This window comes from Streptomyces sp. NPDC045899, assembly GCF_056431485.1.
Map to the genome: position 1 here is coordinate 1 of NZ_JBWKKP010000018.1, position 22,759 is coordinate 22,759.

The following is a 22,759-nucleotide window of genomic DNA, read 5'->3' on the forward strand; positions in this document are numbered from 1 at the left end:
TGCAGGACCCCGTCGATCCGGATGGACGTGACCGCCGCACCGGGGATCGAGGAGAGGAGCGTACGACGCAGGGAGTTTCCGAGGGTGTAGCCGAAGCCCGGCTCCAGCGGCTCGATCACGAACCGGGAGCGGAACTCGTCGACGACCTCTTCGGTCAACGAGGGACGCTGAGCGATCAGCATGGGTTTTGCCTCCAGTCTCCGGCGCCCGCTATTTGACGCCGAACCCTTCAATGGTACGGGCGGTACGCGCCTTACGGCGACGTACCGCCCGTTTCGCCCGCCCGACTACGTCAGCGGGCGCACACAGCTCAGACGCGCCGGCGCTTCGGCGGACGGCAGCCGTTGTGCGGGGTCGGGGTGACGTCCTGGATCGAGCCCACCTCCAGGCCGGTGGCCTGGAGCGAGCGGATCGCGGTCTCACGGCCGGAGCCGGGACCCTTGACGAACACATCGACCTTGCGCATGCCGTGCTCCTGGGCGCGGCGGGCGGCCGACTCGGCGGCCATCTGCGCGGCGAACGGAGTGGACTTGCGCGAGCCCTTGAAGCCGACGTGGCCGGCCGAGGCCCAGGAGATCACGTTCCCGGTGGGGTCGGTGATCGAGACGATGGTGTTGTTGAACGTGCTCTTGATGTGAGCGTGCCCGTGGGCGACGTTCTTCTTTTCCTTGCGGCGCACCTTCTTGGCGCCGGCCGTCCTGCTCTTCGGAGGCATTCCTGAATTCTCCCGTGGAGGTGGTCGGTCCTACAGCTCGGACCGCTTGGCAGCGTCCGGTGAGGACTACTTCTTGCCCGGCTTCTTCTTACCGGCGATCGCGCGACGCGGGCCCTTGCGGGTGCGGGCGTTGGTGCTGGTGCGCTGACCGTGGACCGGCAGGCCGCGGCGGTGACGCAGGCCCTGGTAGCAGCCGATCTCGACCTTGCGGCGGATGTCGGCCTGGATCTCGCGACGGAGGTCACCCTCGGTCTTGAAGTTGTTGTCCACGTACTCGCGGAGCTTGACCAGGTCCTCTTCGGCCAGGTCGCGAACGCGGGTGTCCGGGTTCACACCGGTGTTGGCGAGCGTCTGCTGGGCAAGGGTGCGACCGATGCCGAAGACGTAGGTGAGGGCGACCTCGACGCGCTTTTCGCGCGGGAGGTCAACGCCTGCGAGGCGTGCCATGAATCTGGCTCCAGATGGTTGTCGGAGGTCTTCCGCAGCACCGCTCCCGGCCTGCAGGCCGGGTCCCCGGCCTCCGACCGGGGGTGTCGCCCCCTAGAAAAGGGAACGGGTGACTGCGTATGTACGTACGGTTATACGTCGCGCGAAGATTGCTGCGAGAAATGCAGGTCTGCGGCCGGCGTGCGTCAGCCCTGGCGCTGCTTGTGGCGCAGGTTGTCGCAGATGACCATGACCCGGCCGTGGCGGCGGATCACCTTGCACTTGTCGCAGATCTTCTTGACGCTCGGCTTGACCTTCATGGGATGTGAGGTTCTCCGGGTCGTGAGATCTACTTGTAGCGGTAGACGATCCGTCCGCGCGTCAGGTCGTACGGAGAGAGCTCCACCACGACCCGGTCATCGGGCAGGATGCGGATGTAGTGCATGCGCATCTTGCCGCTGATGTGCGCGAGGACCTTGTGACCGTTCTGGAGCTCCACCTTGAACATCGCGTTCGGCAGAGACTCGATCACGGTGCCCTCGATTTCGATGGCGCCTTGCTTCTTGGCCATGTCCTGCTTTCGGGATCGGCTACCTTGATCGGCTCGCGACATGCGGGAGGGCATGCGTGAGCCGACGTGTCAGTCTACGTCAGCGCATCCCGAAACACGAATCCGGGGCAGCATGCCCGGATCCCGAGATCTTTATGCGGGGGTTCACGCCCACGGGGAGGGGCGCGCGGGCGCGCGGAGCCCTAGGCCAGCGGGTCCGGGGCGGTCTCGACACCCAGCGCGGCCAGCTTGGCCTTGCCGCCGTCCACGGCGGTCAGCACCAGCGGACCCTCCTCGGTCAGCGCGACCGAGTGCTCCCAGTGGCTGGACCAGGTGCCGTCGTCGGTCTTGACGGTCCAGTCGTCGGCCAGCACATGGGTCTTCGCGGTGCCCAGGCTCACCATGGGCTCGATCGCGATGCAGAAGCCGGGCACCAGCTTCGGTCCCTTGCCGCGTTTGCGGGAGACGTAGTTCAGCAGATGCGGGTCCATGTGCATCTGGCTGCCGATGCCGTGGCCGCCGTAGTCCTCGATGATCCCGTACTTACCGGAGGCGGGACGCGGCTGGCGCCGGATGTAGCCCTCGATCGCCTTGGAGATGTCGATCAGCCGGTTGCCCTTGGCGACCGCGGCGATCCCGGCCCACATCGACTCCTCGGTGACCCGGCTGAGCTCGTGCAGCTCCGGGGCGTGGCCCTCGCCGACGAAGACGGTGAGCGCGGCGTCGCCGTGCCAGCCGTCGATGATCGCGCCCGCGTCGATGGAGAGCAGATCACCGTCCTTGAGCACGGTCTCGCGGTCCGGGATGCCGTGCACCACGACCTCGTTCACCGAGGTGCAGATGGTGGCGGGGAACCCGCCGTAGCCCAGGAAGTTCGACTTGGCGCCGTGGTCGGCGATCACCTTGCGGGCGACGTCGTCGAGGTCCTTGGTGGAGGCACCGGGGACGGCGGCCTCCCGCGTCGCCCGGTGGATGGCGGCGACGACCAGCCCCGCCTCACGCATCTTCGCGATCTGCTCGGGGGTCTTGATCTCCACCATCGTCCTGCCTTCCGCGTTTCCGTCGTCTCTGCAACAGTACGGCCGCGACGCCCTGGGGGCGTCGCGGCCGTGACCGGCACCGCTTGCTCAGGCCGCCTTGGCGGCCAGGGCGTCCATGGCCCGCTGGGTGACCTCGTTCACCTTGCCGAGCGCCGAGATCGTCACGACCAGGCCCTTGGACTTGTAGTAGTCGATGATCGGCTCCGTCTCGCGGTGGTAGACCTCCAACCGCTTGCGGACCGTCTCCTCGCTGTCGTCCTCGCGCTGGTACAGCTCACCGCCGCACTCATCGCACACGCCCTCGGCCTGGGGCTTCTTGTACTCCACGTGGAAGGTGTGCGCGCTGTCGTTGCGGCAGGTCCGGCGGCCGGCGATGCGCTTGACCACCTCGGCCTCGGGGACCTCCAGGTCCAGCACCGCGTCCACCGAGAGGTCGTGCTCGCGCAGGAAGCCGTCCAGGGCCTCGGCCTGGGCCAGGTTCCGGGGGAAACCGTCGAGCAGGAAGCCGCCCGCGGCGTCCGCCTGGTTCATCCGGTCTTCGGCCATGCCGATGGTGACCTCGTCGGGGACCAGCTGCCCGGCCCGCATGTACTCTTGCGCCTGCTTGCCGAGCGGTGTGCCCTGGCTGATGTTGGCGCGGAAGAGGTCGCCCGTGGAGATGTGCGGGATCGACAGGTTCTCGGCGAGGTACGCGGCCTGCGTACCCTTGCCGGCTCCAGGGGGCCCGACGAGGACGATTCGCATCAGCGGAGGAACCCTTCGTAGTGTCGCTGCTGAAGCTGGCTCTCGATCTGCTTCACGGTCTCCAGGCCGACACCCACGATGATCAGGATGCTCGTGCCGCCGAACGGGAAGTTCTGATTGGCGTCGAGCGTCACCAGTGCCACCGTGGGCACGAGGGCGATCAACCCCAGATAGAGCGCACCGGGCCACGTGATGCGATTCAGCACGTAGCTCAGGTACTCCGCAGTGGGACGACCAGCCCGAATACCCGGGATGAACCCACCATACTTCTTCATGTTGTCGGCAACTTCTTCGGGGTTGAAGCTGATGGCGACGTAGAAGAAGGCGAAGAAGACGATCAGCAGGAAGTACGTGGCGATGTAAGCGGGGTGGTTGCCCTTGACGAAGTTCTGCGAGATCCAGGTCGCCCAGCCCGCTTTGGAATTGCTGAACTGGACGATCAGCGCCGGGATGTAGAGCAGCGATGAGGCGAAGATCACGGGGACCACGCCCGCCTGGTTGACCTTCACCGGGATGTAGGTGGACGTACCGCCGTACGAGCGACGGCCGATCATGCGCTTGGCGTACTGCACCGGGATCCGGCGCTGGGCCTGCTCGACGAAGACCACCAGGCCGACCATGGCCAGACCACAGGCGATGACGAGGCTGAACTCCAGCCAGCCGTCGAGGATCTTGCCCTGCTGCTTGATGGCCCACATGGAGCCGGGGAAGGCCGCGGCGATCGAGATGAACATCAGGATCGACATACCGTTGCCGATGCCGCGGTCGGTGATCAGCTCACCGAGCCACATGATCAGCGCGGTACCGGCGGTCATCGTGATGACCATCACGGCCGTGGTGAAGATCGTGTCGTCCCGGACGATCTGGTTGCCGACCGGGCAGCTCTGGAAGAGCTGGCCGCTGCGGGCGGTGGCGACCAGTCCGGTGCCCTGGAGGACGGCGAGGGCCACGGTCAGGTACCGGGTGTACTGCGTGATCTTCGCCTGACCGGCCTGGCCCTCCTTCTTGAGGGCCTCGAGACGCGGGATCACCACGGTCAGCAGCTGCAGGATGATGCTCGCCGTGATGTACGGCATGATCCCGAGTGCGAAGATGGTGATCTGAAGCAGCGCGCCGCCGCTGAGCATGTTGACCAGGCCGAAGAGACCCTGCTGGCCCTTGGCCAGGTCCATACACGTCTGGACGTTCTTGTATTCGATGCCCGGCAGCGGGACATGTTGCCCGAGCCGGAACAGCACGATGATGCCCAGCGTGAACAGCAGCTTCTTGCGCAGGTCGGGCGTCTTGAACGCTCGGGCGAACGCGGTGAGCACGGTGCCTCCTGCGCCCCCCGCGTGCATGCGCGAGAGGTGACGGTCTTGAGGATCGACGAATACTTATCAGCCAGGACCCGCACGAAGACGTACCGCGCGGACGGTAACAACGCACGCCACCTTACCGGCGACCTGGCTCCCCTTGGAACGACCAACCGGGGATGCCCCAGAACTGGGGCATCCCCGGCCAGTTGTGCACCGTGCTCAGACGAGTTCGGTGACAGTGCCACCGGCAGCGGCGATCTTCTCCTTGGCGGAACCGGAGACGGCGTCGACCGTCACCTGGAGCGCCACGGAGAGCTCACCGGTGCCCAGCACCTTGACGAGCTGGTTCTTGCGAACCGCACCCTTGGCGACCAGATCGGCCACCGTGACCTCGCCACCCTGCGGGTAGAGCGCGGCCAGCTTGTCCAGGTTCACGACCTGGTACTCGGTGCGGAACGGGTTCTTGAAGCCCTTGAGCTTCGGGAGACGCATGTGGAGGGGCATCTGCCCACCCTCGAAGCGCTCCGGAACCTGGTAGCGGGCCTTGGTGCCCTTGGTGCCACGACCTGCGGTCTTACCCTTGGACGCCTCACCACGACCGACACGGGTCTTGGCGGTCTTGGCGCCCGGGGCGGGCCGGAGGTTGTGGACCTTCAGCGGGTTGTTCTCCGCCATCTCAGTCGACCTCCTCGACCGTCACGAGGTGCCGCACGGTGGTCGCCATGCCGCGGAACTCGGGGCGGTCCTCCTTGACAACCACGTCGCCGAGCTTCTTCAGCCCGAGCGAACGCAGGGTGTCGCGGTGGTTCTGCTTGCTGCCGATGTAGGACTTCGTCTGCGTGATCTTCAGGCGGGCCATGCTCACGCACCCACCCCAGCACGCGCCCGCAGCAGAGCGGCGGGGGCGACGTCCTCGAGCGGCAGGCCACGACGGGCGGCGATCTCCTCGGGACGCTGCAGTCCCTGGAGGGCCGTCACCGTGGCATGCACGATGTTGATCGGGTTCGACGAACCGAGCGACTTGCTGAGCACGTCGTGGATGCCCGCGCACTCCAGCACGGCGCGCACCGGGCCACCGGCGATCACACCGGTACCGGGGGACGCCGGCTTGAGCAGCACGACACCCGCGGCCTTCTCGCCCTGAATGGGGTGCGGGATGGTGCCCTGGATACGGGGGACCTTGAAGAAGTGCTTCTTGGCCTCCTCCACACCCTTGGCGATGGCGGCCGGCACCTCCTTGGCCTTGCCGTAACCGACACCCACGGTGCCGTCACCGTCGCCCACCACGACCAGCGCGGTGAAGCTGAAGCGACGACCACCCTTCACAACCTTGGCGACGCGGTTGATCGCGACAACGCGCTCGACGTAAGCGGTCTTCTCGGCAGCTGCGCCGCCGTCCCGCCGGTCCTTCCGGTCCCGCCGCTCGCCGCCACCGGCGCCGCCACCGCGGCGCTGGGGTCCAGCCATTGGATTTACCTCTCTCGTTTACGTCCGCTAGCTCCGGAACCGGGGCTTAGAACTTCAGCCCGGCCTCGCGGGCGGCGTCCGCCAGAGCGGCGATCCGCCCGGCGTACTGGTTGCCACCGCGGTCGAACACGACGGCCTCGACACCCGCGGCCTTCGCCCGCTCGGCCACCAGCGCGCCGACCTGCTTCGCCTGCGCGCTCTTGTCGCCCTCGCCGCCACGGATGGTGGTGTCCAGGGTCGACGCCGAGGCCAGGGTGTGGCCCGCGATGTCGTCGATGACCTGAGCCACGATGTGACGGTTGGAACGCGTCACGACCAGGCGGGGACGGACCGGCGTACCGGAGATCCGCTTCCGCACGCGGATGTGGCGACGCTTGACGGCGGCAGCCTTGCGGGCGTTGCCCTTGGCGATCTTCACACCGTATGTCATGGCTTTACTTACCAGCCTTTCCGACCTTGCGGCGGATGACCTCGCCCGCGTACTTGACGCCCTTGGCCTTGTACGGGTCGGGCTTGCGCAGCTTGCGGATGTTCGCGGCGACCTCGCCGACCTTCTGCTTGTCGATGCCCTCGACGCTCAGCTTGGTCGGGGACTCCACCTTGAAGGTGATGCCCTCCGGGGCCTCCACCAGGATCGGGTGGCTGTAGCCCAGCGCGAACTCCAGGTTGGAGCCCTTCGCCTGGACTCGGTAGCCGACACCGCTGATCTCGAGCGCCTTGCTGTATCCCTGGGTCACGCCGGTGATCATGTTCGCCACCAGCGTGCGGGACAGGCCGTGCAGGGCCTTGTTCTGACGCTCGTCGTTCGGGCGGGTGACAACGAGGTTGTTGTCCTCACCCTTGGCGACCTCGATCGGCGCGGCGACGGTGTGCGAGAGAGAGCCCTTGGGACCCTTCACGGCGACCGTGCGGCCATCGATGGTGACGTCCACACCAGCGGGAACCTGGATGGGCAGCTTGCCAATGCGCGACATTGACCTGTTCCTCCGTTCCCTGTTACCAGACGTAGGCGAGGACTTCCCCACCCACGCCCTTCTTGCCGGCCTGCTTGTCGGTGAGGAGCCCGTGCGACGTGGAGATGATCGCCACGCCCAGGCCGCCGAGCACCTTCGGCAGGTTGGTGGACTTTGCGTAGACCCGCAGGCCCGGCTTCGAAATCCGCTTGATGCCGGCGATCGAGCGCTCACGGTTCGGGCCGAACTTCAGCTCGAGGGTGAGGTTCTTGCCGACCTCGGCGTCCTCGACCTTCCAGCCGGTGATGTAGCCCTCCTGCTGGAGGATCTCCGCGATGTGCGACTTGATCTTGCTGTGGGGCATCACGACGGAGTCGTGGTACGCCGAGTTCGCGTTTCGCAGACGCGTCAGCATGTCTGCGATCGGATCGGTCATGGTCATGATGGCCTTCGGCCTCTCTCGCCGGGGTTTCCTATCTGCGCCATCCCTCTCACCCACTCACGGTGGGCACGGGTGCGGCGCGGGGACCTACGGCGTAGTAAGACGATTCTGGGCGGCGGGCGCCCAACCCTTCCACTCTACGGGAGAGGAAGGGTTGGCCCCGCCATCCATTTGCTTACCGAGAGCCCGGTACCAGCCCGTATGGGCTGATTACCAGGAGCTCTTGGTCACGCCCGGCAGCTCGCCGCGGTGAGCCATCTCACGAAGGCACACACGGCACAGGCCGAACTTGCGGTACACGGAGTGCGGACGACCGCAGCGCTGGCAGCGGGTGTAGCCCCGCACGCCGAACTTGGGCTTGCGGGCGGCCTTGGCAATAAGAGCCTTCTTCGCCACGGCTCACGCCTCCTTGAACGGGAAGCCGAGGTGACGCAGCAGGGCCCGGCCCTCTTCGTCGTTGGTCGCCGTGGTGACCACGGTGATGTCCATACCCCGGACGCGGTCGATCTTGTCCTGGTCGATCTCGTGGAACATGACCTGCTCCGTGAGACCGAAGGTGTAGTTGCCCCGGCCGTCGAACTGCTTCGGCGACAGACCACGGAAGTCGCGGATGCGCGGAAGCGCGAGCGAGACCAGGCGGTCCAGGAACTCCCACATGCGGTCACCCCGGAGGGTGACGTGGGCACCGATCGGCTGGCCCTCACGCAGCTTGAACTGCGCGATGGACTTACGGGCCTTGGTCACGGCCGGCTTCTGGCCGGTGATCGTGGTGAGGTCGCGGATGGCGCCCTCGATCAGCTTGGAGTCGCGGGCGGCGTCGCCCACACCCATGTTGACCACGACCTTGGTCAGACCAGGGATCTGCATGACGTTCTCGTAGGAGAACTGCTCACGCAGCTTGCCCTGGATCTCTTCGCGGTAGCGCGTCTTCAGACGCGGTGCACTGGTGGTGGCAGTCATCAGATGTCCTCACCGGTCCGCTTGGCAACGCGGATCTTGTTGCCCTCGTCGTCGAAGCGGTACCCGACGCGGGTGACGACCTTGTTGCCGTCCTTCTCCACCACGAGCTGCACATTGCTCACGTGGATCGGGGCCTCGGTCGTCACGATGCCGCCGGTCTTCGACCCACGAGCGGTCTGTCCGGCCTTGGTGTGCTTCTTGACCCGGTTGACACCCTCGACCAGGACGCGGTCCTCGCGGGGGAAGGCCGCGATGACCTTGCCCTGCTTGCCCTTGTCCTTACCGGTGATGACCTGGACCAGGTCGCCCTTCTTGATCTTCATCGGTTACAGCACCTCCGGCGCGAGCGAGATGATCTTCATGAACTTCTTCTCGCGCAGCTCACGGCCCACGGGGCCGAAGATACGGGTGCCGCGGGGGTCGCCATCGTTCTTGAGGATGACGGCCGCGTTCTCGTCGAAGCGGATGTACGAACCGTCCGGGCGGCGGCGCTCCTTCACGGTGCGCACGATGACCGCCTTGACGACGTCACCCTTCTTCACGTTGCCACCGGGGATCGCGTCCTTGACGGTGGCGACGATGACGTCACCGATGCCCGCGTAGCGGCGACCGGAGCCGCCGAGAACACGGATGCAAAGGATTTCCTTCGCGCCCGTGTTGTCGGCGACGCGCAGTCGCGACTCCTGCTGGATCACGTCTATCTCCTGATCGTCTGCCGGTTCCCGGCAGGGGCTCGATGCCTCGAGCCCCTGCCGAGCCTGGCGGAACTGTCCAGAAGGCTGTTGCCTTCAGGAATTACTTGGCCTTCTCGAGGATCTCGACGACGCGCCAGCGCTTGGTCGCGGACAGCGGCCGGGTCTCCATGAGGAGGACGCGGTCGCCGACACCCGCGGCGTTCTGCTCGTCGTGCGCCTTGAGCTTGTTGGTACGGCGGATGACCTTGCCGTACAGCGCGTGCTTGACGCGGTCCTCAACGGCGACGACGACGGTCTTGTCCATCTTGTCGCTGACGACCAGACCCTCACGGGTCTTGCGGAAGCCGCGGTTCTGCGTTGCCTTCTCAGTCACATTCGTCTCGCTCATCAGGCGCTCTCCACCGTCTCGATGCCGAGCTCGCGCTCCCGCATCAGGGTGTAGATCCGGGCGATGTCCTTGCGGACGGCCTTCAGCCGGCCGTGGTTCTCGAGCTGTCCGGTCGCCGCCTGGAAGCGGAGGTTGAACAGCTCTTCCTTGGCCTCACGCAGCTTGCCAACGAGGTCCTCGTTGTTCAGCTCACGCAGCTCGGACGCCTTGGTACCGGCCGCCATCACGACTCACCTGCCTCGCGCCGCACGATCCGGCACTTCATCGGGAGCTTGTGAGCAGCGCGGGTGAGCGCCTCACGCGCAGTCTTCTCGTTCGGGTAGGACAGCTCGAACATCACCCGACCGGGCTTGACGTTCGCGATCCACCACTCCGGCGAACCCTTACCGGAACCCATGCGGGTCTCGGCAGGCTTCTTCGTCAGCGGACGGTCCGGGTAGATGTTGATCCAGACCTTGCCGCCACGCTTGATGTGGCGGGTCATCGCGATACGAGCGGCCTCGATCTGACGGTTGGTGACGTACGCCGGGGTGACGGCCTGGATGCCGTACTCGCCGAACGCCAGCTCCGTACCGCCCTTGGCCATACCGGACCGCTTGGGGTGGTGCTGCTTGCGGTGCTTGACCCTGCGAGGGATCAGCATGTCGGTCAGGCCTCCGTTCCGGTGCTCTCAGCAGCCGGAGCGGCAGCGGCCTCGGCCTTGGGGGCCTCGGCGGCGGGGGCGCTCTGCTGCTGCTGCGGCTTACGGCCGCGGCCACCGCGCTCGCCACCACGGCGCTGCGGGCGGTCGCTGCCACCACGCGACGGGCGGTTGCCCGCACGGGCGGCGGCGTTCTCGGCGCGGACCTCGGCGATGTTCTTCACGTCGCCCTTGTAGATCCACACCTTGACGCCGATGCGGCCGAAGGTGGTCTTGGCCTCGAAGAAGCCGTAGTCGACGTTGGCGCGGAGCGTGTGCAGGGGCACACGGCCCTCGCGGTAGAACTCCGAGCGCGACATCTCGGCGCCGCCGAGACGACCACCACACTGGATCTTGATGCCCTTGGCGCCGGCCTTCATCGTGGACTGCATGCTCTTGCGCATGGCACGACGGAAGGAGACACGGGAGGACAGCTGCTCGGCGACGGCCTGCGCGACCAGCTGAGCATCGGTCTCGGGGTTCTTGACCTCGAGGATGTTCAGCTGCACCTGCTTGCCGGTGAGCTTCTCCAGCTCGCCGCGGATACGGTCGGCCTCCGCGCCGCGGCGGCCGATGACGATGCCCGGCCGGGCGGTGTGGATGTCGACGCGGACGCGGTCACGGGTGCGCTCGATCTCCACCTTGGAGATACCGGCGCGCTCCATGCCCTTCGTCATCATCCGACGGATGGCGACGTCTTCCTTGACGTAGTCCTTGTACAGCTTGTCGGCGTACCAACGGGACTTGAAGTCCGTGGTGATGCCGAGCCGGAACCCGTGCGGGTTAACCTTCTGGCCCATTACCGGGTTCCTTCCTTGCTGCTGACGACCACGGTGATGTGGCTGGTCCGCTTGCGGATCCGGTAGGCGCGGCCCTGGGCACGCGGACGGAACCGCTTCAGGGTCGGGCCCTCGTCGACGTAGGCCTCGGTGATGACGAGGCTGTCGGCGTCGGTGTGGTCGTAGTTGTGCGCGGCATTGGCAATGGCGCTGTCCAGCACCTTGCCAACGGGCACGCTCGCGGCCTGCGGGGCAAAGCGCAGGACCGCCTGGGCCTCCGTGGCGCCCATGCCACGGATGAGGTCCACCACGCGGCGGGCCTTCATGGGCGTGACGCGGATGTACCGCGCCTGGGCCCTGGCTTCCATGGTTGTCCCTTCGGTGTCAGTCATAGTCTTCGCACTCCGCCGATCAGCGACGACGCGACTTGCGGTCGTCCTTCTCGTGGCCGCGGAAGGTGCGGGTCGGCGCGAACTCGCCGAGCTTGTGGCCGACCATCGACTCGGAGACGAACACCGGGACGTGCTTGCGGCCGTCGTGCACCGCGATCGTGTGGCCGAGCATGGCCGGGACGATCATCGAGCGGCGGGACCAGGTCTTGATGACGTTCTTGGTGCCGGCTTCGTTCTGGACATCCACCTTCTTGATCAGGTGGTCGTCGACGAAGGGCCCCTTCTTGAGACTGCGCGGCATCTAAACCCGCTCCTAGCGCTTCTTGTTCGTCTTGCGGCGGCGGACGATGTACTTGTTGCTGGCCTTCTTCGGCGAGCGCGTACGGCCCTCCTTCTGACCCCACGGCGAGACCGGGTGGCGACCACCGGAGGTCTTGCCCTCACCACCACCGTGCGGGTGGTCGACAGGGTTCATGACCACACCACGAACGGTCGGGCGGACGCCCTTCCAGCGCATGCGGCCGGCCTTGCCCCAGTTGATGTTCGACTGCTCGGCGTTGCCGACCTCGCCGACAGTGGCGCGGCAGCGGACGTCGACCAGGCGGATCTCACCGGACGGCATACGAAGGTGGGCCATGGAGCCCTCCTTCGCCAGCAGCTGCACGGAGGCACCCGCGGAGCGGGCGAACTTCGCGCCGCCGCCGGGCCGCAGCTCGATGGCGTGGATCGTGGTACCAACCGGGATGTTGCGCAGCGCCAGGTTGTTACCGGGCTTGATGTCGGCGCCGGGGCCGTTCTCGATCCGGTCGCCCTGCGACAGGCCGCGCGGCGCGATGATGTAGCGCTTCTCGCCGTCGGCGTAGTGCAGCAGCGCGATGCGCGCGGTGCGGTTGGGGTCGTACTCGATGTGCGCGACCTTCGCCGGGACGCCGTCCTTGTCGTGACGGCGGAAGTCGATCACGCGGTACGCACGCTTGTGACCGCCACCCTGGTGGCGGACCGTGATGCGGCCGGCGTTGTTACGACCACCCTTGCTGTGCAGCGGGCGGACCAGCGACTTCTCCGGCGTGGACCGCGTGATCTCGACGAAGTCGGCGACGCTGGAGCCACGACGGCCCGGGGTCGTCGGCTTGTACTTGCGGATACCCATTTCTCAGTCCTCGGAATATTCCGGACTTCTGGACGTTCCGATCTCCGTTAGGAGACCGGGCCGCCGAAGATGTCGATGCGGTCGCCCTCGGCGAGGGTCACGATGGCGCGCTTGGTGTCCTTGCGCTTGCCGTAGCCGGTCTTGGTCCGCTTGCGCTTACCCTGCCGGTTGATCGTGTTGACCCCGGTGACCTTGACCGAGAAGACCGACTCGACGGCCTGCTTGATCTGGGTCTTGTTGGCGCCGGGCGCGACGATGAACGTGTACTTGTTCTCGTCGAGCAGCGCGTAGCTCTTCTCCGAGACCACCGGCTTGACGAGAACGTCGCGGGGGTCCGTGAAGGTCTTGCTGGTGACAGCGGTCGCCTCACTCATCAGGCGGCGCTCCCTTCGGTCTTCTCAGCGGCCTTGGGACCAGCCACGAAGGACTCGAAGGCGGCCTTGGTGAAGACCACGTCGTCGGAGACGAGCACGTCGTACGTGTTCAGCTGGCCCGGCTCCAGGAGGTGCACCTGGGGCAGGTTGCGGGCGGACAGCCACGCGGTCTCGTCGCTCCGCTCGGCGACCAGGAGCACGTTCTTGCGCTCGCTGATCTTGCCCAGCAGGACCTTCGCGGCCTTCGTGGAGACGTCGCCGTCGACCACGCCGGACACCACGTGGATGCGGCTGTGGCGCGCCCGGTCGGAGAGGGCACCGCGCAGGGCGGCGGCCTTCATCTTCTTCGGGGTGCGCTGGCTGTAGTCGCGCGGCACGGGACCGTGCACGACGCCACCGCCGGCGAACTGCGGCGCACGGGTCGAACCCTGGCGGGCGCGGCCGGTGCCCTTCTGGCGGTACGGCTTCTTGCCACCGCCACGGACCTCGCCGCGGGTCTTGGTCTTGTGCGTGCCCTGTCGGGCAGCGGCCAGCTGTGCGACGACGACCTGGTGGATCAGCGGGATGCTGACCTGCGCGTCGAAGATCTCCGCGGGGAGCTCGACGGTCCCGGCCTTGTCGCCAGCCGGCGAAAGGATGTCAATGGTGCTCATCGGTTACCTCAGGCCCCCTTGGCCGCGGTACGGACCAGGACGAGGCCGCCGTTCGGACCAGGAACCGCTCCCTTGATCAGGAGCAGACCCTTCTCCGCGTCAACGGCGTGGACGGTCAGGTTCTGGGTGGTGACCCGCTCGTTGCCCATGCGGCCGGCCATGCGCAGGCCCTTGAACACGCGGCCCGGGGTGGCGCAGCCACCGATGGAGCCCGGCGAGCGGTGCTTGCGCTGGGTGCCGTGGCCGGCGCCGAGGCCGGCGAAGCCGTGGCGCTTCATGACACCGGCGGTGCCCTTGCCCTTGCTGGTGCCGGTCACGTCGACCTTCACACCGGACTCGAACACCTCGGCGGTGACCTCCTGGCCGAGCGTGTACTCGCTGGCGTCAGCGGTACGCAGCTCCACCAGGTGGCGGCGCGGGGTGACGTCGGCCTTGGCGAAGTGGCCCTTGAGGGGCTTGTTCACCTTGCGCGGGTCGATTTCGCCGAAGGCGATCTGGACGGCGTTGTAGCCGTCGGCGTCGTCGGTACGGACCTGGGTCACGACGCAGGGACCGGCCTTGACGACGGTGACCGGGACGACACGGTTGTTCTCGTCCCACACCTGCGTCATGCCGAGCTTCTCGCCCAGGACGCCCTTGATCTGCTTAGCCATCTCGCGCGTCACCTCAGAGCTTGATCTCGATGTCGACGCCCGCCGGCAGGTCGAGACGCATGAGCGAGTCGACGGTCTTCGGCGTGGGGTCGAGGATGTCGATGAGGCGCTTGTGCGTACGCATCTCGAAGTGCTCGCGCGAGTCCTTGTACTTGTGCGGCGACTTGATGACGCAGTACACGTTCTTCTCTGTGGGCAGCGGCACCGGGCCCGCGACCGACGCACCAGTGCGGGTCACCGTCTCGACGATCTTCTTCGCCGAGGAGTCGATGACCTCGTGGTCGTAGGCCTTGAGCCGGATGCGGATCTTCTGTCCCGCCATGGCTACTTCGTAGTCCTGTCTCTCGTAACGCTCTGGGACCCGGTGGAGTACACGGCTTCCGCCCCTCCCACTCCCGACCCACGCGGTCGGGCGTGTCGCGCCCCTTCTCGTAGATCTCCACAGAAGAGATCCCTGGTGAAGGGGTTTGCTGGGGGAGAAAGTCACCCACCGGGCGCCTGGCTGGGGCCCCGCTGACACTTCCCGGAAGATTCCCGTACTTCCGCCCCTGAGCAGGGACGACGAGTACTGCGGGACTCGCTTCCAGTCCTCCCGGCGGGAGGCGCGCAGCATCGGCACTCAACCGAGCAACCTGGCTAGTGTGCCATAACGGCTGCTTCGGACGCCAATCAGGAGCCGGAGAGCATACCCCCTGCGCGTGAGCGCCCAAACCCGGCGCTCCGCGCCCCTGTCACGCCCGGTGCTGCCACCACCAGCGCCAGTCCTTCAGGGGGTGCGAGGGCTCACGGTACGCGGTCGGCGACCGCGGCTTCACACCGTCCGCCGGAATCCCGGCCTCCGCGGCGCAGCCCAGCTTCGCGGCCATGGCCCGGGCCACCGACCGGAGGATGGTCATCCCGGCGCGGCCCTGCTCGGCCGCGGGCAGGTCCGAGCGGCCGGCGGCCCCCTCCGGCCGGTGGAAGCCCGGCAGCGACAGGGTGCCCATCAGGAACGGCGGCCCGTTGCGGCGCAGTCCCCCGGTACAGGGGAAGACGATCTCCGCCCCGCGTCCGCTCGATGAGCCGTACATGCCCACGTGATAGGACTCACCGTCCGCGGGCAGCCGGACCGGCCAGTCCATCAGCGCGTCGACGTGCACGAACTCGACGGTGAACAGGGCGTCGGCCGCGTCGTCCGCCGGACGGTGCACCCGGCACAGCTCGGTGCGGGTCGTCGGCACGTCCGCCCGGCGGCGCAGACGCGGGACGGCCCGGTCGAAGGGCACCCCTTTCCGCTCCCGCAGGGCCGACTTCCCGCTCAGCCGGTCCAGCGCCCTCCGGGCGTCCGCGTCGAGGGAGGACCCGCACAGCGTGGTGGCGGGAACGCCCTCGGCCTCCGGCTCCTCCGTCCCGTCCGCGCAGGAGGCCGTGGCCCAGACCATGGCCAGGGCGAGCGCGAGCAGCGCCGTCCGGCGGCGCCGGAACCCGCGTTCAGCCCGGATAGGGCTTGCGGCCCAGGTGAGTGGCCTCCCCCGCCCCGGTTCCGTGGTACTTCTCCTTGAGGTCATCGGCGAGATTCCCCTCGGCGTCCAGTTCGTTCCCGTGCCCCTTGAAGTACTGCGCCGCCACCTCACCGAACTGGTTCTCCCCCTGCCGGTAGAACTCCGACGCGTCCTGCGGAGCGCCGGGCAGATCCGGTCCACCGAAGATCGCGTCGTTGTGGAAGACCTTCGCGAACTCCTGGCCCGCGCTGACGGCGACGGGCACCACCAGCCCCCACGGTCCCGCCTTGCCCACCACGCTGACGATGCCCTGGCTCACCACGGGCGTAGCGGCGTTGAACCCGACCCTCGTCCAGTTCGACGAGCTCTGGAACGCCTTCTGCGCCTCGGCGCTGTCATGGGCGTAGGTCGCCTCGATCTGCGCCGCGCGTGACTGGTCGAGGACACCGCGCACCTCGGCCTCGGTGAGCAGCGCCCGGCGGCCCATGGCGTAGTTCCCGGCGCTGTCCGCCGGGGGGTCCGCCGCGAGCCGGCTGATCGAGTAGAGGTGCTCGGCCTGGTTCATGAGCCCGTGCGAGGTCTCGTGCTGGCCGAGAACGCTGAGGAAGTTGAGCGCGCCGTCGCGGCCGAAGTCGGCCCGGCCCCGGTACGCCGGCGGGAAGGCATCGACGTTCTTGCTGTGCTCGCCCACTCCGGACATGTGGTAGTTGACGTCGTCCACATACGCCCCGCCCATACGTCCCAGGCTCTCCGCCATCGCCGGCTGGTCGTGGAGCAGCCGGGGGCCGTCCTCGCCGCCGTAGACCGCGACGACCTGCTCCATCACATCCGCCGTCGCCGCGGTGCGCCGGTCGCCGCCGTGCCGGAAGATCTCCGGGTCCCTGCCCGTGACCTCCTCCGCGTCCCAGGGGTAGCCGGTCGTCGCCGCGGTCAGGGCGTGGCCGAGGGCCTCATGGCCCGGGAGGTCGCGGGGGCCGCCCCGGACATTGCCGTCGAAGATCCAGTTGCGGTCCTGGGTGAGGTACTCGAAACGAGGATTGACCCCGCCGTCCCGGGGCTTCCTGAAGAACTCGGTGGACGCCTCCGGGTTGTGGCCCAGCCCCTCCAGGAGGCCGGTCATCGCGTCCTGGCCGCTGTCGCCGCGGCGGCCGTGCAGGGTGAGGGTGTCCACCTCGCCGGAGTTGGACCAGTAGGCGTAGCCGTCACGGGTGTTGTGCTTCCGGTCCCACGCCACCAGCTTGTCGCCGTACGCGTTCAGGAAGCCCTTGTCGTACGTCCCGGTGCGCATGAGGTTGCTCATCAGCTGGAAGCCGTAGGGATGGGTGCGCCCGCCGGAGTCCTCCAGCCGCGCCGGGCCCAGGCGGATCATCTCGTCCTTCCACGCCGCCATGGCGGGGCTGTCCGAGCGGGAGGCAGTGGCCAGGGTCATGCCCAGGCTCTCCTGGAGGCTCTTGGCCGACTTCCACCACGCCTTGTCGTCGATGTCGGTACCGGGGTGCAGCGGGTTGTACGGGTGGGTCGCGTTGTACCAGAGCTTGAGGGCGCCCTCCGCCTTCAGCCCGGTGGTGAACCGCTCGGCGAACTCGGGGTCCCGGCTGTGCCGCGCCATCAGCACCGCCAGCTGGGCCAGCTGGTCGGAGGACAGCCGGCCGTTCCCGGTCCCGGCCAGCTCGACGGCCTTCCTCAGGTCCCTCGCGGTCGCCTCGCGGGCCTGGTCCAGGCTGGTGTAGGCGTGGTCGTTGAAGCCGCGCTTCTCGCCGTTGACGTCCGCGGTCAGGGCCTGGACCAGGGCACTGTCCGCCTCCCCGGCCAGCTCCAGGGCCTTGCGGGTGCGTTCCCGGTAGCCCTCGAACGTGTCCTGGTACGACTTGGTCATCGCCGCCCGGTTCTTCTCCTCGCCGGCGGGGAGATCGAGGTAGACCGAGCCGTCGTGCTGATTGAGCTTCAGATATTCATGGCCCTCGAGTTCCCTCTCGATGGCGTCCAGGGTGGCCTTGGCCGAGGTGAACTTCTCCAGCCCCTGCTTCATGACGGTGTGCACCCGGCGGGCCTCCTCGGCCGCCGCCAGGATCTGGTGCCGCACTCCGCGCAGGGTGCGCCAGGCCGCGTCGGCCGCCTCGCCGTGCCAGTCGGAGTGGGCGAGACCCTTGGTGACGTCCGTGCCGAAGTTGGTGTCGACCTGCTGGAACTTGCCCGGCGCCTGACTCCACTTGGTGACCGCCTCGCGGAGCGGGGTGAGGTTCGCGTTCTTGACGTCGGTGTAGCCGAGCCGCTCGGTCATGGATGCGCCCCCCGGTCCACGCGGTAGCCCAGGGCCTGCTTCGTGTCCTCGTGGGTGAAGGCGTCGGCGGCGGTCCGCAGAGCGGACGCGGTGCTGCTGAACTGCCCCTTCACATAGGCCATCTGGTCCTTCCAGCGCTCCAGGAAGGTGTCGATGGCCCTGTCGGTGGCGAAGCCCGTCAGGCTGCCGCTGACCTGGCCGGTCTCGGTCATGACCTCGTCGTCGGCGGTGAGGAACTGCCCCCGTACCGTCTCGGCCCTGCCCGCCCGTCCGCGCAGCACGGACGCCGTGACATGGAGCTTCTGCCGGCCTCCAGGCCCGCTGCCGCCACCGGCCGAGTCCAGCCCTGTCCCGGTGGCCGCCGCCGGTGCCTGGGCGGCCGCCTTGAGCTGCGCCCACTCCTCCTCGAACGTCATCTCTCCCCCTGTGTGCCGATGACGAGCCCCCCGTATGAGGCGCCACGAACGTAATGAGCCAAAGCGAACGCGAGATGACGGCGGCCGGGGCGCCAACTGAACGCCGGGGCGCGGGTGTTGTCCGAGCTGTGACCAAGGCCGCCCGCTTCAAGGTCAACCCCGGGCGGTCCCCCACCGTCCCCTCTTACGTGAGAGCAGCCGGAGATCACGCGCTGCCCAAGTGACAGGGTCACCGAATTGAACAGTCGAAGGATTTCGTCCGGCACCACGCGCAGGCGGACGCTGGCCGCGCTGGCGGCCCTGACCGCCGCCACCGCCGCGGGCGCCGCCGGATGCGTCGGCCAGAACGGCTCGGCGTCCGCCGGCCCCGCCGCGCCGCACCCGAGCAAGCCGGGCGCCGCCGAGCCGTTCACCTCGGCGTCGGGCGACAAGGACGCCCTGCTGCTCCAGGTCGTGGCCCATCCCGATGACGACCTGTACTTCATGAACCCGGACGCCGGACAGGTGCTGACCGCCGGGGTGCCCGTGGTCTGCGTCTACGTCACGGCGGGCGAGGCGCGCGGTATCAACTACGTGGCCGGACGGCCGGTCCCGGCGCCGGACAAGGCCGACTACTCCGCCGCCCGCCACCAGGGGCTGCGCCAGGCGTACGCGCAGATGCTGGGCCTCGACCAGTTCGCCGACTGGAAGCGCTCGGTGCTGCGGCTGCCCGGCGGTGCCACCGCGGAGACCAACGTCCTCACCAACGGCGGCCGCAGCGTCCGGCTGATCTTCCTCAACATCGCGATGCTCTCGGAGGGCGGGGTGCGGATCCCGGCCCTGTGGGACACCCCGGGCACCGTGATGCGCACCCTGCTGGCCACCGGCTCACCCGTGGCGCACTCCAGCTCCTACGTCCACCAGACCCTGGTCGACGTGCTCGCCGAGATCATGCACCGCTACCGGCCCACCCTGATCCACACCCTCGACCCGGACCCCGACTTCCAGGTGCACGACGCCCTGAACCCCCGGGACAACGACCAGCCCGGCTGCTCCGACCACCGCGACCACACCCCGGTGGCCCTGTTCACCTGGAAGGCGATCACCCAGTGGGTCGCCGACGCCACCCGCCGCGACCAGCACGCCCCGCGCTTCGTCACCACCGCGTTCCGCGGGTACTACAACCAGCGCTGGCCGCACAATCTGCCGCCCGCCGTCCTGGCCGGCAAGGCCCGGGCGATCAAGTCCTACGGCGGCTCCCCGGAGTGGGAGTGCGGCAACACGGCGGGGTGCGGCGACTACGGCCAGGGCGGCCGGCGCCCGATGAAGAACCGCAAGGGCTGGATCCGCTCCACCCACCACCGCTACCCGAACGCCCTGCCCGCCCCCACCACCGACGGCGAGGGCCGGCTCGTCGCCTACGGCGTCCTGGGCACCCAGGCGGTGCGCTGGCGCGAGACCTCGGCCGGCAGCGGACGGTTCGGCGCGCCGAAGGGGCTCGGCGGCGGTCCGCTGGCCCCGGCGCTGTGCGCGGTGCGCGACGCCGCGGGGAAGCAGCTGCTCATCGCGCTGCGGTTCGCGTCGCTCGGCGGTCAGGGCGCGACCGGGCTGCGGGAGATCGTGGTGCTGGAGCAGCGCCGCCCCGACGGGCCGTTCCGCCCCTGGACCGCACTCGGCTCCCCGGACTCCGACCCCGAGCGGGCCCGCCGCACCGGCTGCCCGGTGGCCGTCGCCACCCCGGAGGGGCGGATCCACCTGTTCGTAAGGACCTCGGACAAGGGCCTGGCCACCCGGGTACGGGACGCCAGGGGGCACTGGAGTCCCTGGCAGCGGCTCGGCGGCGGTGAGATCCAGGACGGGCTGAGCGCCGCCCTGGACGGCGAGGGGCGCGTCCACGTCGTGGCCGCGGGCCGGGACACCGTGCACCACTGGGGCCAGCGGCACACCGACGGGCCGGTGACCCTGATGCCGCCGACCGGACTGCCGCGTCCGGGCAACCAGCCGGGTGTCGCGGTGGCCGCGGACGGCTCGCTCTCGCTGGTCTACCGCACCCCGGCGGCCACCGTGCCCGGGGTGCACCCGCTCGACGGCGGGGCCGGGCGCACCGTGCCGCATTTCGAGGGCTACGGACCGGTCGCCGCCCACACCGTGACCACACGGCACGGCCGCCGCAAGGCCCGGACGACGGTACTGCTCGGCCGCGGCCTCGACGGCGAGGTGCGGATCCAGTACGGCACCGGGCGGCGCGTCCGGCCGCTGCGGGCGCCCGGACGGCTGGTCCCGGTGGGGACACCGTCGCTGCTGTCGCAGGGGCGCAAGGGGGTGGCCGTGGTCGGGATGGCTCCGGACGCCACCCCGTGGATCTGGCGTCCGCGCCCCACGTCCCGGGCGTAGGGCCCCGCACACATCGCTCCCCGGGGCCCGCGCGGCGCGGCGCCCCGGGGAGCGATGTGTGATCAGCGGCGGGCGGGCTCCCGCTCCTCTGCCTCCGCCTCGGCCTCGTCGTACTCCTCGCCCTCCTCGTCGTAGGGCTCCTCGTCGGCCTCGTACTCCTCGTCCTCGTACCCCTCGCCGGGTTCGAGCTCCTCCTCGTAGCCGTCCTCGGGCTCCTCCTCCGGCTCGTCCTCGTACTCCTCCGCGGCCTCGCCGTCCTCGGACTCTCCCTCGTACGTGTCGTCCGCCTCGTCGTGGGCCTCGTCGCCGGCCCCGTCCTCCGGCTCATCGGCCTCTCCCCCGGCCTCCGCGCGCTCTTCCTCCTCCATGGCGGTCTCGTGGTCCATGACCACCTCGCCGTCCCGGATCTCGCCGCGCCAGCCGTCGGTGGCCTCGCCGCGCATCATGATGAACTTGCGGTAGAGCTTCAGATCGAGCCGGGCCCGACGGCCCTGGGCACGCCAGATGTTGCCGGTCTTCTCGAAGAGCCCCTTGGGGAAGTACTCCAGGACCAGCAGCACCTTGGTGAGGTTGTCACCGATCGGGTGGAAGGTGACCACACCCTTGACGGTGCCCTTGGAGCCCTCGGTGGTCCAGGTGATCCGCTCGTCCGGCACCTGCTCGGTGACGTTCGCCCGCCAGCTGCGGGTGGACTTGGCGACCTTGACCTTCCAGTTGCTGTTCAGCTCATCGGTCTGCTCGACACTGACGACGCCCTTGGCGAAGGTGCTGAACTCCTGGAACTGGGTCCACTGGTCGTACGCCTCGCGGACCGGCACCCCGACGTCGATGTCCTCGACGATCGTCACGCTCTTGGACTTGCCGCCGCCGCTCTTGCCGCGGCCCTTGCCGAACAGTCCGGAGATCTTCTCCTTGAGGGAGTCCTTGAGCTGCGCGGTCCCCGCCTTCAGCGCGGCCTGGCCCGGGGACTTCCCCTCCGCCAGCGCCTGGGTGCCCTTGGCCAGACCGCCGCCCGCTCCGCCGGCGACCAGCCCGGAGAGCGCCTGGGTGGCCCGTGCCTTGAGATAGCTCTGGAGCTCGTCCTTCAGGCGGTCGGTGGCCGGGTTCTTGGTGATCTCTTCCTTCAGCTTGCCCAGCGTGTCAGCCACGGCGGCCTCCCGCGGTCTTCTTCGCCTTGGCGGCGGAGGAGGCAGCGGTCTTCCGGGTCCGGGCGGGAGCCTTCGACGCAGATGTGGAGGCGGTCTTCTTGGCCGGAGCCTTGGCCGGGGCCTTCTTGGCGGACTTGGCGGGAGCCTTCTTCGCGGTCTTCCCGGCGGAGGCCGGGCGGCGCGCCCTCGGAGCCCGTTCCTCCTCGGTCTCCTCCTCGCCGTCGTCCCCGATCCCGTCCTCGGCGTCCTCGTCGGCGTCCTCGTCCTCGGACGTCCCGGTGGCCTCCCCGCGCAGGCTCAGCGTCCGGTCGTGGAGGGAGTCGGCGAGGTTGTTGGCCCGGTTGGTCACGGCCTTGGTCGCGGCCGTCCGCGCGGCGTCGACCAGCTCCTTGCGCGCCTGTGCGTTCAACCCGCTGAGCAGCGGGGAGTCGGCGAGGGCCTTCGCCAACTGTTGTGGATCAAGGGAGAGCTTCTTTCCGGCCAGCATCATCCCGAGCCCGAAGGCCAGTTTCGCCTTCTTGGTGCGCCCGAGGACATAGCCCCCCACAACCGCTATAGCGATCTTGCCATTGCTCGTCATCTGTTCGCTCCCGAGGGTCGAACTCAGCTTCGATGTGGGTGCCGGGTACCCACATACGGCCGAGCCCCACATACGACGGAGCCCCATTCGCCGACCAGCGGCGAATGGGGCTCCGAATGCTC

At 68.4% G+C, this 22,759-nt stretch carries 34 protein-coding genes and 1 pseudogene; 1 reads left to right on the plus strand and 34 read right to left on the minus strand.

The window, feature by feature from the left end; translation table 11 throughout:
* From AC07FT_RS24640 to AC07FT_RS24795, 32 genes and pseudogenes are all read right to left on the minus strand, one after another.
* Positions 1-182 (minus strand): annotated as a pseudogene (locus AC07FT_RS24640) (DNA-directed RNA polymerase subunit alpha); the annotation flags it as partial.
* A 128-nt stretch (positions 183-310) separates the two neighbouring features.
* On the minus strand, positions 311-715 hold the full coding sequence (gene rpsK / locus AC07FT_RS24645) for a 30S ribosomal protein S11 (RefSeq protein ID WP_009715860.1): 405 nt from the start codon (positions 713-715) through the stop codon (positions 311-313).
* Between the two features lie 66 nt (positions 716-781).
* Positions 782-1,162 carry a 30S ribosomal protein S13 gene (gene rpsM, locus AC07FT_RS24650; RefSeq protein ID WP_254746245.1) on the minus strand — a complete coding sequence of 127 codons (381 nt, stop codon included), beginning with the start codon at positions 1,160-1,162 and terminating at the stop codon, positions 782-784.
* 185 nt (positions 1,163-1,347) lie between these two features.
* Positions 1,348-1,461: a 50S ribosomal protein L36 gene (gene rpmJ, locus AC07FT_RS24655; RefSeq protein WP_003956441.1), complete on the minus strand. Its 114-nt coding sequence runs from the start codon at positions 1,459-1,461 to the stop codon at positions 1,348-1,350.
* 29 nt (positions 1,462-1,490) lie between these two features.
* A complete protein-coding gene (infA, locus tag AC07FT_RS24660; protein WP_003956442.1) occupies positions 1,491-1,712 on the minus strand; it encodes a translation initiation factor IF-1 in 222 nt (73 codons plus the stop codon).
* 182 nt (positions 1,713-1,894) lie between these two features.
* Positions 1,895-2,731, minus strand: coding sequence for a type I methionyl aminopeptidase (gene map, locus AC07FT_RS24665; RefSeq protein WP_471202939.1), 837 nt, complete (start codon positions 2,729-2,731; stop codon positions 1,895-1,897).
* Positions 2,732-2,818: 87 nt separating this feature from the next.
* Complete coding sequence (locus tag AC07FT_RS24670; protein ID WP_471202937.1) at positions 2,819-3,475, minus strand: adenylate kinase; 657 nt, start codon at positions 3,473-3,475, stop codon at positions 2,819-2,821.
* Positions 3,475-4,788: a preprotein translocase subunit SecY gene (secY, locus tag AC07FT_RS24675; protein WP_471202935.1), complete on the minus strand. Its 1,314-nt coding sequence runs from the start codon at positions 4,786-4,788 to the stop codon at positions 3,475-3,477. Before secY ends, AC07FT_RS24670 begins: the two co-directional genes overlap by 1 nt.
* Before the next feature lie 204 nt (positions 4,789-4,992).
* Positions 4,993-5,448, minus strand: coding sequence for a 50S ribosomal protein L15 (rplO, locus tag AC07FT_RS24680; protein ID WP_254746253.1), 456 nt, complete (start codon positions 5,446-5,448; stop codon positions 4,993-4,995).
* Position 5,449: 1 nt separating this feature from the next.
* Complete coding sequence (rpmD, locus tag AC07FT_RS24685; RefSeq protein ID WP_009715866.1) at positions 5,450-5,632, minus strand: 50S ribosomal protein L30; 183 nt, start codon at positions 5,630-5,632, stop codon at positions 5,450-5,452.
* A gap of 2 nt (positions 5,633-5,634) precedes the next feature.
* Complete coding sequence (gene rpsE, locus AC07FT_RS24690; protein WP_254746255.1) at positions 5,635-6,240, minus strand: 30S ribosomal protein S5; 606 nt, start codon at positions 6,238-6,240, stop codon at positions 5,635-5,637.
* A 46-nt stretch (positions 6,241-6,286) separates the two neighbouring features.
* Positions 6,287-6,670 (minus strand): 50S ribosomal protein L18, encoded by a 384-nt coding sequence (rplR, locus tag AC07FT_RS24695; protein WP_471202933.1) that lies wholly within the window; start codon positions 6,668-6,670, stop codon positions 6,287-6,289.
* Between the two features lie 4 nt (positions 6,671-6,674).
* Positions 6,675-7,214: a 50S ribosomal protein L6 gene (rplF, locus tag AC07FT_RS24700; protein WP_201882621.1), complete on the minus strand. Its 540-nt coding sequence runs from the start codon at positions 7,212-7,214 to the stop codon at positions 6,675-6,677.
* A 22-nt stretch (positions 7,215-7,236) separates the two neighbouring features.
* On the minus strand, positions 7,237-7,635 hold the full coding sequence (gene rpsH / locus AC07FT_RS24705; RefSeq protein ID WP_055556099.1) for a 30S ribosomal protein S8: 399 nt from the start codon (positions 7,633-7,635) through the stop codon (positions 7,237-7,239).
* A gap of 210 nt (positions 7,636-7,845) precedes the next feature.
* On the minus strand, positions 7,846-8,031 hold the full coding sequence (locus AC07FT_RS24710; RefSeq protein WP_003948630.1) for a type Z 30S ribosomal protein S14: 186 nt from the start codon (positions 8,029-8,031) through the stop codon (positions 7,846-7,848).
* 3 nt (positions 8,032-8,034) lie between these two features.
* Positions 8,035-8,595 carry a 50S ribosomal protein L5 gene (rplE, locus tag AC07FT_RS24715; protein ID WP_254746263.1) on the minus strand — a complete coding sequence of 187 codons (561 nt, stop codon included), beginning with the start codon at positions 8,593-8,595 and terminating at the stop codon, positions 8,035-8,037.
* On the minus strand, positions 8,595-8,918 hold the full coding sequence (rplX, locus tag AC07FT_RS24720; protein ID WP_014054173.1) for a 50S ribosomal protein L24: 324 nt from the start codon (positions 8,916-8,918) through the stop codon (positions 8,595-8,597). The genes rplE and rplX overlap by 1 nt, the downstream gene beginning before the upstream one ends.
* A gap of 3 nt (positions 8,919-8,921) precedes the next feature.
* The gene (gene rplN / locus AC07FT_RS24725; RefSeq protein ID WP_003998823.1) at positions 8,922-9,290 is read right to left on the minus strand and encodes a 50S ribosomal protein L14; all 369 of its coding nucleotides are present in this window, start codon (positions 9,288-9,290) and stop codon (positions 8,922-8,924) included.
* 100 nt (positions 9,291-9,390) lie between these two features.
* The gene (rpsQ, locus tag AC07FT_RS24730) at positions 9,391-9,678 is read right to left on the minus strand and encodes a 30S ribosomal protein S17 (RefSeq protein WP_176181323.1); all 288 of its coding nucleotides are present in this window, start codon (positions 9,676-9,678) and stop codon (positions 9,391-9,393) included.
* A complete protein-coding gene (rpmC, locus tag AC07FT_RS24735) occupies positions 9,678-9,902 on the minus strand; it encodes a 50S ribosomal protein L29 (RefSeq protein WP_009715874.1) in 225 nt (74 codons plus the stop codon). Before rpmC ends, rpsQ begins: the two co-directional genes overlap by 1 nt.
* The gene (gene rplP, locus AC07FT_RS24740) at positions 9,902-10,321 is read right to left on the minus strand and encodes a 50S ribosomal protein L16 (protein WP_014178774.1); all 420 of its coding nucleotides are present in this window, start codon (positions 10,319-10,321) and stop codon (positions 9,902-9,904) included. Before rplP ends, rpmC begins: the two co-directional genes overlap by 1 nt.
* 5 nt (positions 10,322-10,326) lie before the next feature.
* Positions 10,327-11,157, minus strand: a complete 831-nt coding sequence (gene rpsC / locus AC07FT_RS24745) for a 30S ribosomal protein S3 (protein WP_254746267.1) — start codon at positions 11,155-11,157, stop codon at positions 10,327-10,329.
* On the minus strand, positions 11,157-11,504 hold the full coding sequence (rplV, locus tag AC07FT_RS24750) for a 50S ribosomal protein L22 (RefSeq protein ID WP_280878459.1): 348 nt from the start codon (positions 11,502-11,504) through the stop codon (positions 11,157-11,159). Before rplV ends, rpsC begins: the two co-directional genes overlap by 1 nt.
* Positions 11,505-11,547: 43 nt before the next feature.
* The gene (gene rpsS / locus AC07FT_RS24755; protein ID WP_009715878.1) at positions 11,548-11,829 is read right to left on the minus strand and encodes a 30S ribosomal protein S19; all 282 of its coding nucleotides are present in this window, start codon (positions 11,827-11,829) and stop codon (positions 11,548-11,550) included.
* A 12-nt stretch (positions 11,830-11,841) separates the two neighbouring features.
* Positions 11,842-12,678 (minus strand): 50S ribosomal protein L2, encoded by an 837-nt coding sequence (gene rplB, locus AC07FT_RS24760; RefSeq protein WP_254746269.1) that lies wholly within the window; start codon positions 12,676-12,678, stop codon positions 11,842-11,844.
* Between the two features lie 47 nt (positions 12,679-12,725).
* Positions 12,726-13,052 carry a 50S ribosomal protein L23 gene (gene rplW, locus AC07FT_RS24765; protein ID WP_479178132.1) on the minus strand — a complete coding sequence of 109 codons (327 nt, stop codon included), beginning with the start codon at positions 13,050-13,052 and terminating at the stop codon, positions 12,726-12,728.
* Positions 13,052-13,705 carry a 50S ribosomal protein L4 gene (rplD, locus tag AC07FT_RS24770; protein ID WP_254746273.1) on the minus strand — a complete coding sequence of 218 codons (654 nt, stop codon included), beginning with the start codon at positions 13,703-13,705 and terminating at the stop codon, positions 13,052-13,054. The genes rplW and rplD overlap by 1 nt, the downstream gene beginning before the upstream one ends.
* Positions 13,706-13,713: 8 nt before the next feature.
* Complete coding sequence (rplC, locus tag AC07FT_RS24775) at positions 13,714-14,358, minus strand: 50S ribosomal protein L3 (protein WP_201882616.1); 645 nt, start codon at positions 14,356-14,358, stop codon at positions 13,714-13,716.
* A gap of 13 nt (positions 14,359-14,371) precedes the next feature.
* Positions 14,372-14,680 (minus strand): 30S ribosomal protein S10, encoded by a 309-nt coding sequence (rpsJ, locus tag AC07FT_RS24780; protein WP_003948644.1) that lies wholly within the window; start codon positions 14,678-14,680, stop codon positions 14,372-14,374.
* A 409-nt stretch (positions 14,681-15,089) separates the two neighbouring features.
* Positions 15,090-15,779, minus strand: a complete 690-nt coding sequence (locus AC07FT_RS24785) for a hypothetical protein (protein ID WP_479178133.1) — start codon at positions 15,777-15,779, stop codon at positions 15,090-15,092.
* 49 nt (positions 15,780-15,828) lie between these two features.
* Positions 15,829-18,120 carry a hypothetical protein gene (locus AC07FT_RS24790; RefSeq protein WP_479178134.1) on the minus strand — a complete coding sequence of 764 codons (2,292 nt, stop codon included), beginning with the start codon at positions 18,118-18,120 and terminating at the stop codon, positions 15,829-15,831.
* Positions 18,117-18,536 carry a hypothetical protein gene (locus AC07FT_RS24795; protein WP_479178135.1) on the minus strand — a complete coding sequence of 140 codons (420 nt, stop codon included), beginning with the start codon at positions 18,534-18,536 and terminating at the stop codon, positions 18,117-18,119. The genes AC07FT_RS24790 and AC07FT_RS24795 overlap by 4 nt, the downstream gene beginning before the upstream one ends.
* Before the next feature lie 237 nt (positions 18,537-18,773).
* Between AC07FT_RS24795 and AC07FT_RS24800 the strand changes: the two genes are divergently transcribed.
* Positions 18,774-20,909 (plus strand): PIG-L family deacetylase, encoded by a 2,136-nt coding sequence (locus AC07FT_RS24800; RefSeq protein WP_479178136.1) that lies wholly within the window; start codon positions 18,774-18,776, stop codon positions 20,907-20,909.
* 62 nt (positions 20,910-20,971) lie between these two features.
* On the opposite strand, the gene AC07FT_RS24805 is transcribed toward AC07FT_RS24800, so the two are convergent.
* Together AC07FT_RS24805 and AC07FT_RS24810 are read right to left on the minus strand one after the other, a co-directional pair.
* Positions 20,972-22,057, minus strand: coding sequence for an SRPBCC family protein (locus AC07FT_RS24805; RefSeq protein WP_479178137.1), 1,086 nt, complete (start codon positions 22,055-22,057; stop codon positions 20,972-20,974).
* Positions 22,050-22,637 carry a hypothetical protein gene (locus AC07FT_RS24810; protein ID WP_479178138.1) on the minus strand — a complete coding sequence of 196 codons (588 nt, stop codon included), beginning with the start codon at positions 22,635-22,637 and terminating at the stop codon, positions 22,050-22,052. The genes AC07FT_RS24805 and AC07FT_RS24810 overlap by 8 nt, the downstream gene beginning before the upstream one ends.
* Positions 22,638-22,759 lie beyond the last annotated feature (122 nt).

Coding starts and splice junctions, on each gene's coding strand:
- rpsK (WP_009715860.1), bottom strand. CDS start 715: ATGCCTCCGAAGAGCAGGACGGCCGGCGCCAAGAAGGTGCGCCGCAAG.
- rpsM (WP_254746245.1), bottom strand. CDS start 1,162: ATGGCACGCCTCGCAGGCGTTGACCTCCCGCGCGAAAAGCGCGTCGAG.
- rpmJ (WP_003956441.1), bottom strand. CDS start 1,461: ATGAAGGTCAAGCCGAGCGTCAAGAAGATCTGCGACAAGTGCAAGGTG.
- infA (WP_003956442.1), bottom strand. CDS start 1,712: ATGGCCAAGAAGCAAGGCGCCATCGAAATCGAGGGCACCGTGATCGAG.
- map (WP_471202939.1), bottom strand. CDS start 2,731: ATGGTGGAGATCAAGACCCCCGAGCAGATCGCGAAGATGCGTGAGGCG.
- AC07FT_RS24670 (WP_471202937.1), bottom strand. CDS start 3,475: ATGCGAATCGTCCTCGTCGGGCCCCCTGGAGCCGGCAAGGGTACGCAG.
- rplO (WP_254746253.1), bottom strand. CDS start 5,448: ATGGCGGAGAACAACCCGCTGAAGGTCCACAACCTCCGGCCCGCCCCG.
- rpmD (WP_009715866.1), bottom strand. CDS start 5,632: ATGGCCCGCCTGAAGATCACGCAGACGAAGTCCTACATCGGCAGCAAG.
- rpsE (WP_254746255.1), bottom strand. CDS start 6,240: ATGGCTGGACCCCAGCGCCGCGGTGGCGGCGCCGGTGGCGGCGAGCGG.
- rplR (WP_471202933.1), bottom strand. CDS start 6,670: ATGACATACGGTGTGAAGATCGCCAAGGGCAACGCCCGCAAGGCTGCC.
- rplF (WP_201882621.1), bottom strand. CDS start 7,214: ATGTCGCGCATTGGCAAGCTGCCCATCCAGGTTCCCGCTGGTGTGGAC.
- rpsH (WP_055556099.1), bottom strand. CDS start 7,635: ATGACCATGACCGATCCGATCGCAGACATGCTGACGCGTCTGCGAAAC.
- rplE (WP_254746263.1), bottom strand. CDS start 8,595: ATGACTGCCACCACCAGTGCACCGCGTCTGAAGACGCGCTACCGCGAA.
- rplX (WP_014054173.1), bottom strand. CDS start 8,918: ATGAAGATCAAGAAGGGCGACCTGGTCCAGGTCATCACCGGTAAGGAC.
- rpsQ (WP_176181323.1), bottom strand. CDS start 9,678: ATGAGCGAGACGAATGTGACTGAGAAGGCAACGCAGAACCGCGGCTTC.
- rpmC (WP_009715874.1), bottom strand. CDS start 9,902: ATGGCGGCCGGTACCAAGGCGTCCGAGCTGCGTGAGCTGAACAACGAG.
- rplP (WP_014178774.1), bottom strand. CDS start 10,321: ATGCTGATCCCTCGCAGGGTCAAGCACCGCAAGCAGCACCACCCCAAG.
- rpsC (WP_254746267.1), bottom strand. CDS start 11,157: ATGGGCCAGAAGGTTAACCCGCACGGGTTCCGGCTCGGCATCACCACG.
- rplV (WP_280878459.1), bottom strand. CDS start 11,504: ATGGAAGCCAGGGCCCAGGCGCGGTACATCCGCGTCACGCCCATGAAG.
- rpsS (WP_009715878.1), bottom strand. CDS start 11,829: ATGCCGCGCAGTCTCAAGAAGGGGCCCTTCGTCGACGACCACCTGATC.
- rplB (WP_254746269.1), bottom strand. CDS start 12,678: ATGGGTATCCGCAAGTACAAGCCGACGACCCCGGGCCGTCGTGGCTCC.
- rplW (WP_479178132.1), bottom strand. CDS start 13,052: ATGAGTGAGGCGACCGCTGTCACCAGCAAGACCTTCACGGACCCCCGC.
- rplD (WP_254746273.1), bottom strand. CDS start 13,705: ATGAGCACCATTGACATCCTTTCGCCGGCTGGCGACAAGGCCGGGACC.
- rplC (WP_201882616.1), bottom strand. CDS start 14,358: ATGGCTAAGCAGATCAAGGGCGTCCTGGGCGAGAAGCTCGGCATGACG.
- rpsJ (WP_003948644.1), bottom strand. CDS start 14,680: ATGGCGGGACAGAAGATCCGCATCCGGCTCAAGGCCTACGACCACGAG.
- AC07FT_RS24785 (WP_479178133.1), bottom strand. CDS start 15,779: ATGGTCTGGGCCACGGCCTCCTGCGCGGACGGGACGGAGGAGCCGGAG.
- AC07FT_RS24790 (WP_479178134.1), bottom strand. CDS start 18,120: ATGACCGAGCGGCTCGGCTACACCGACGTCAAGAACGCGAACCTCACC.
- AC07FT_RS24795 (WP_479178135.1), bottom strand. CDS start 18,536: ATGACGTTCGAGGAGGAGTGGGCGCAGCTCAAGGCGGCCGCCCAGGCA.
- AC07FT_RS24810 (WP_479178138.1), bottom strand. CDS start 22,637: ATGACGAGCAATGGCAAGATCGCTATAGCGGTTGTGGGGGGCTATGTC.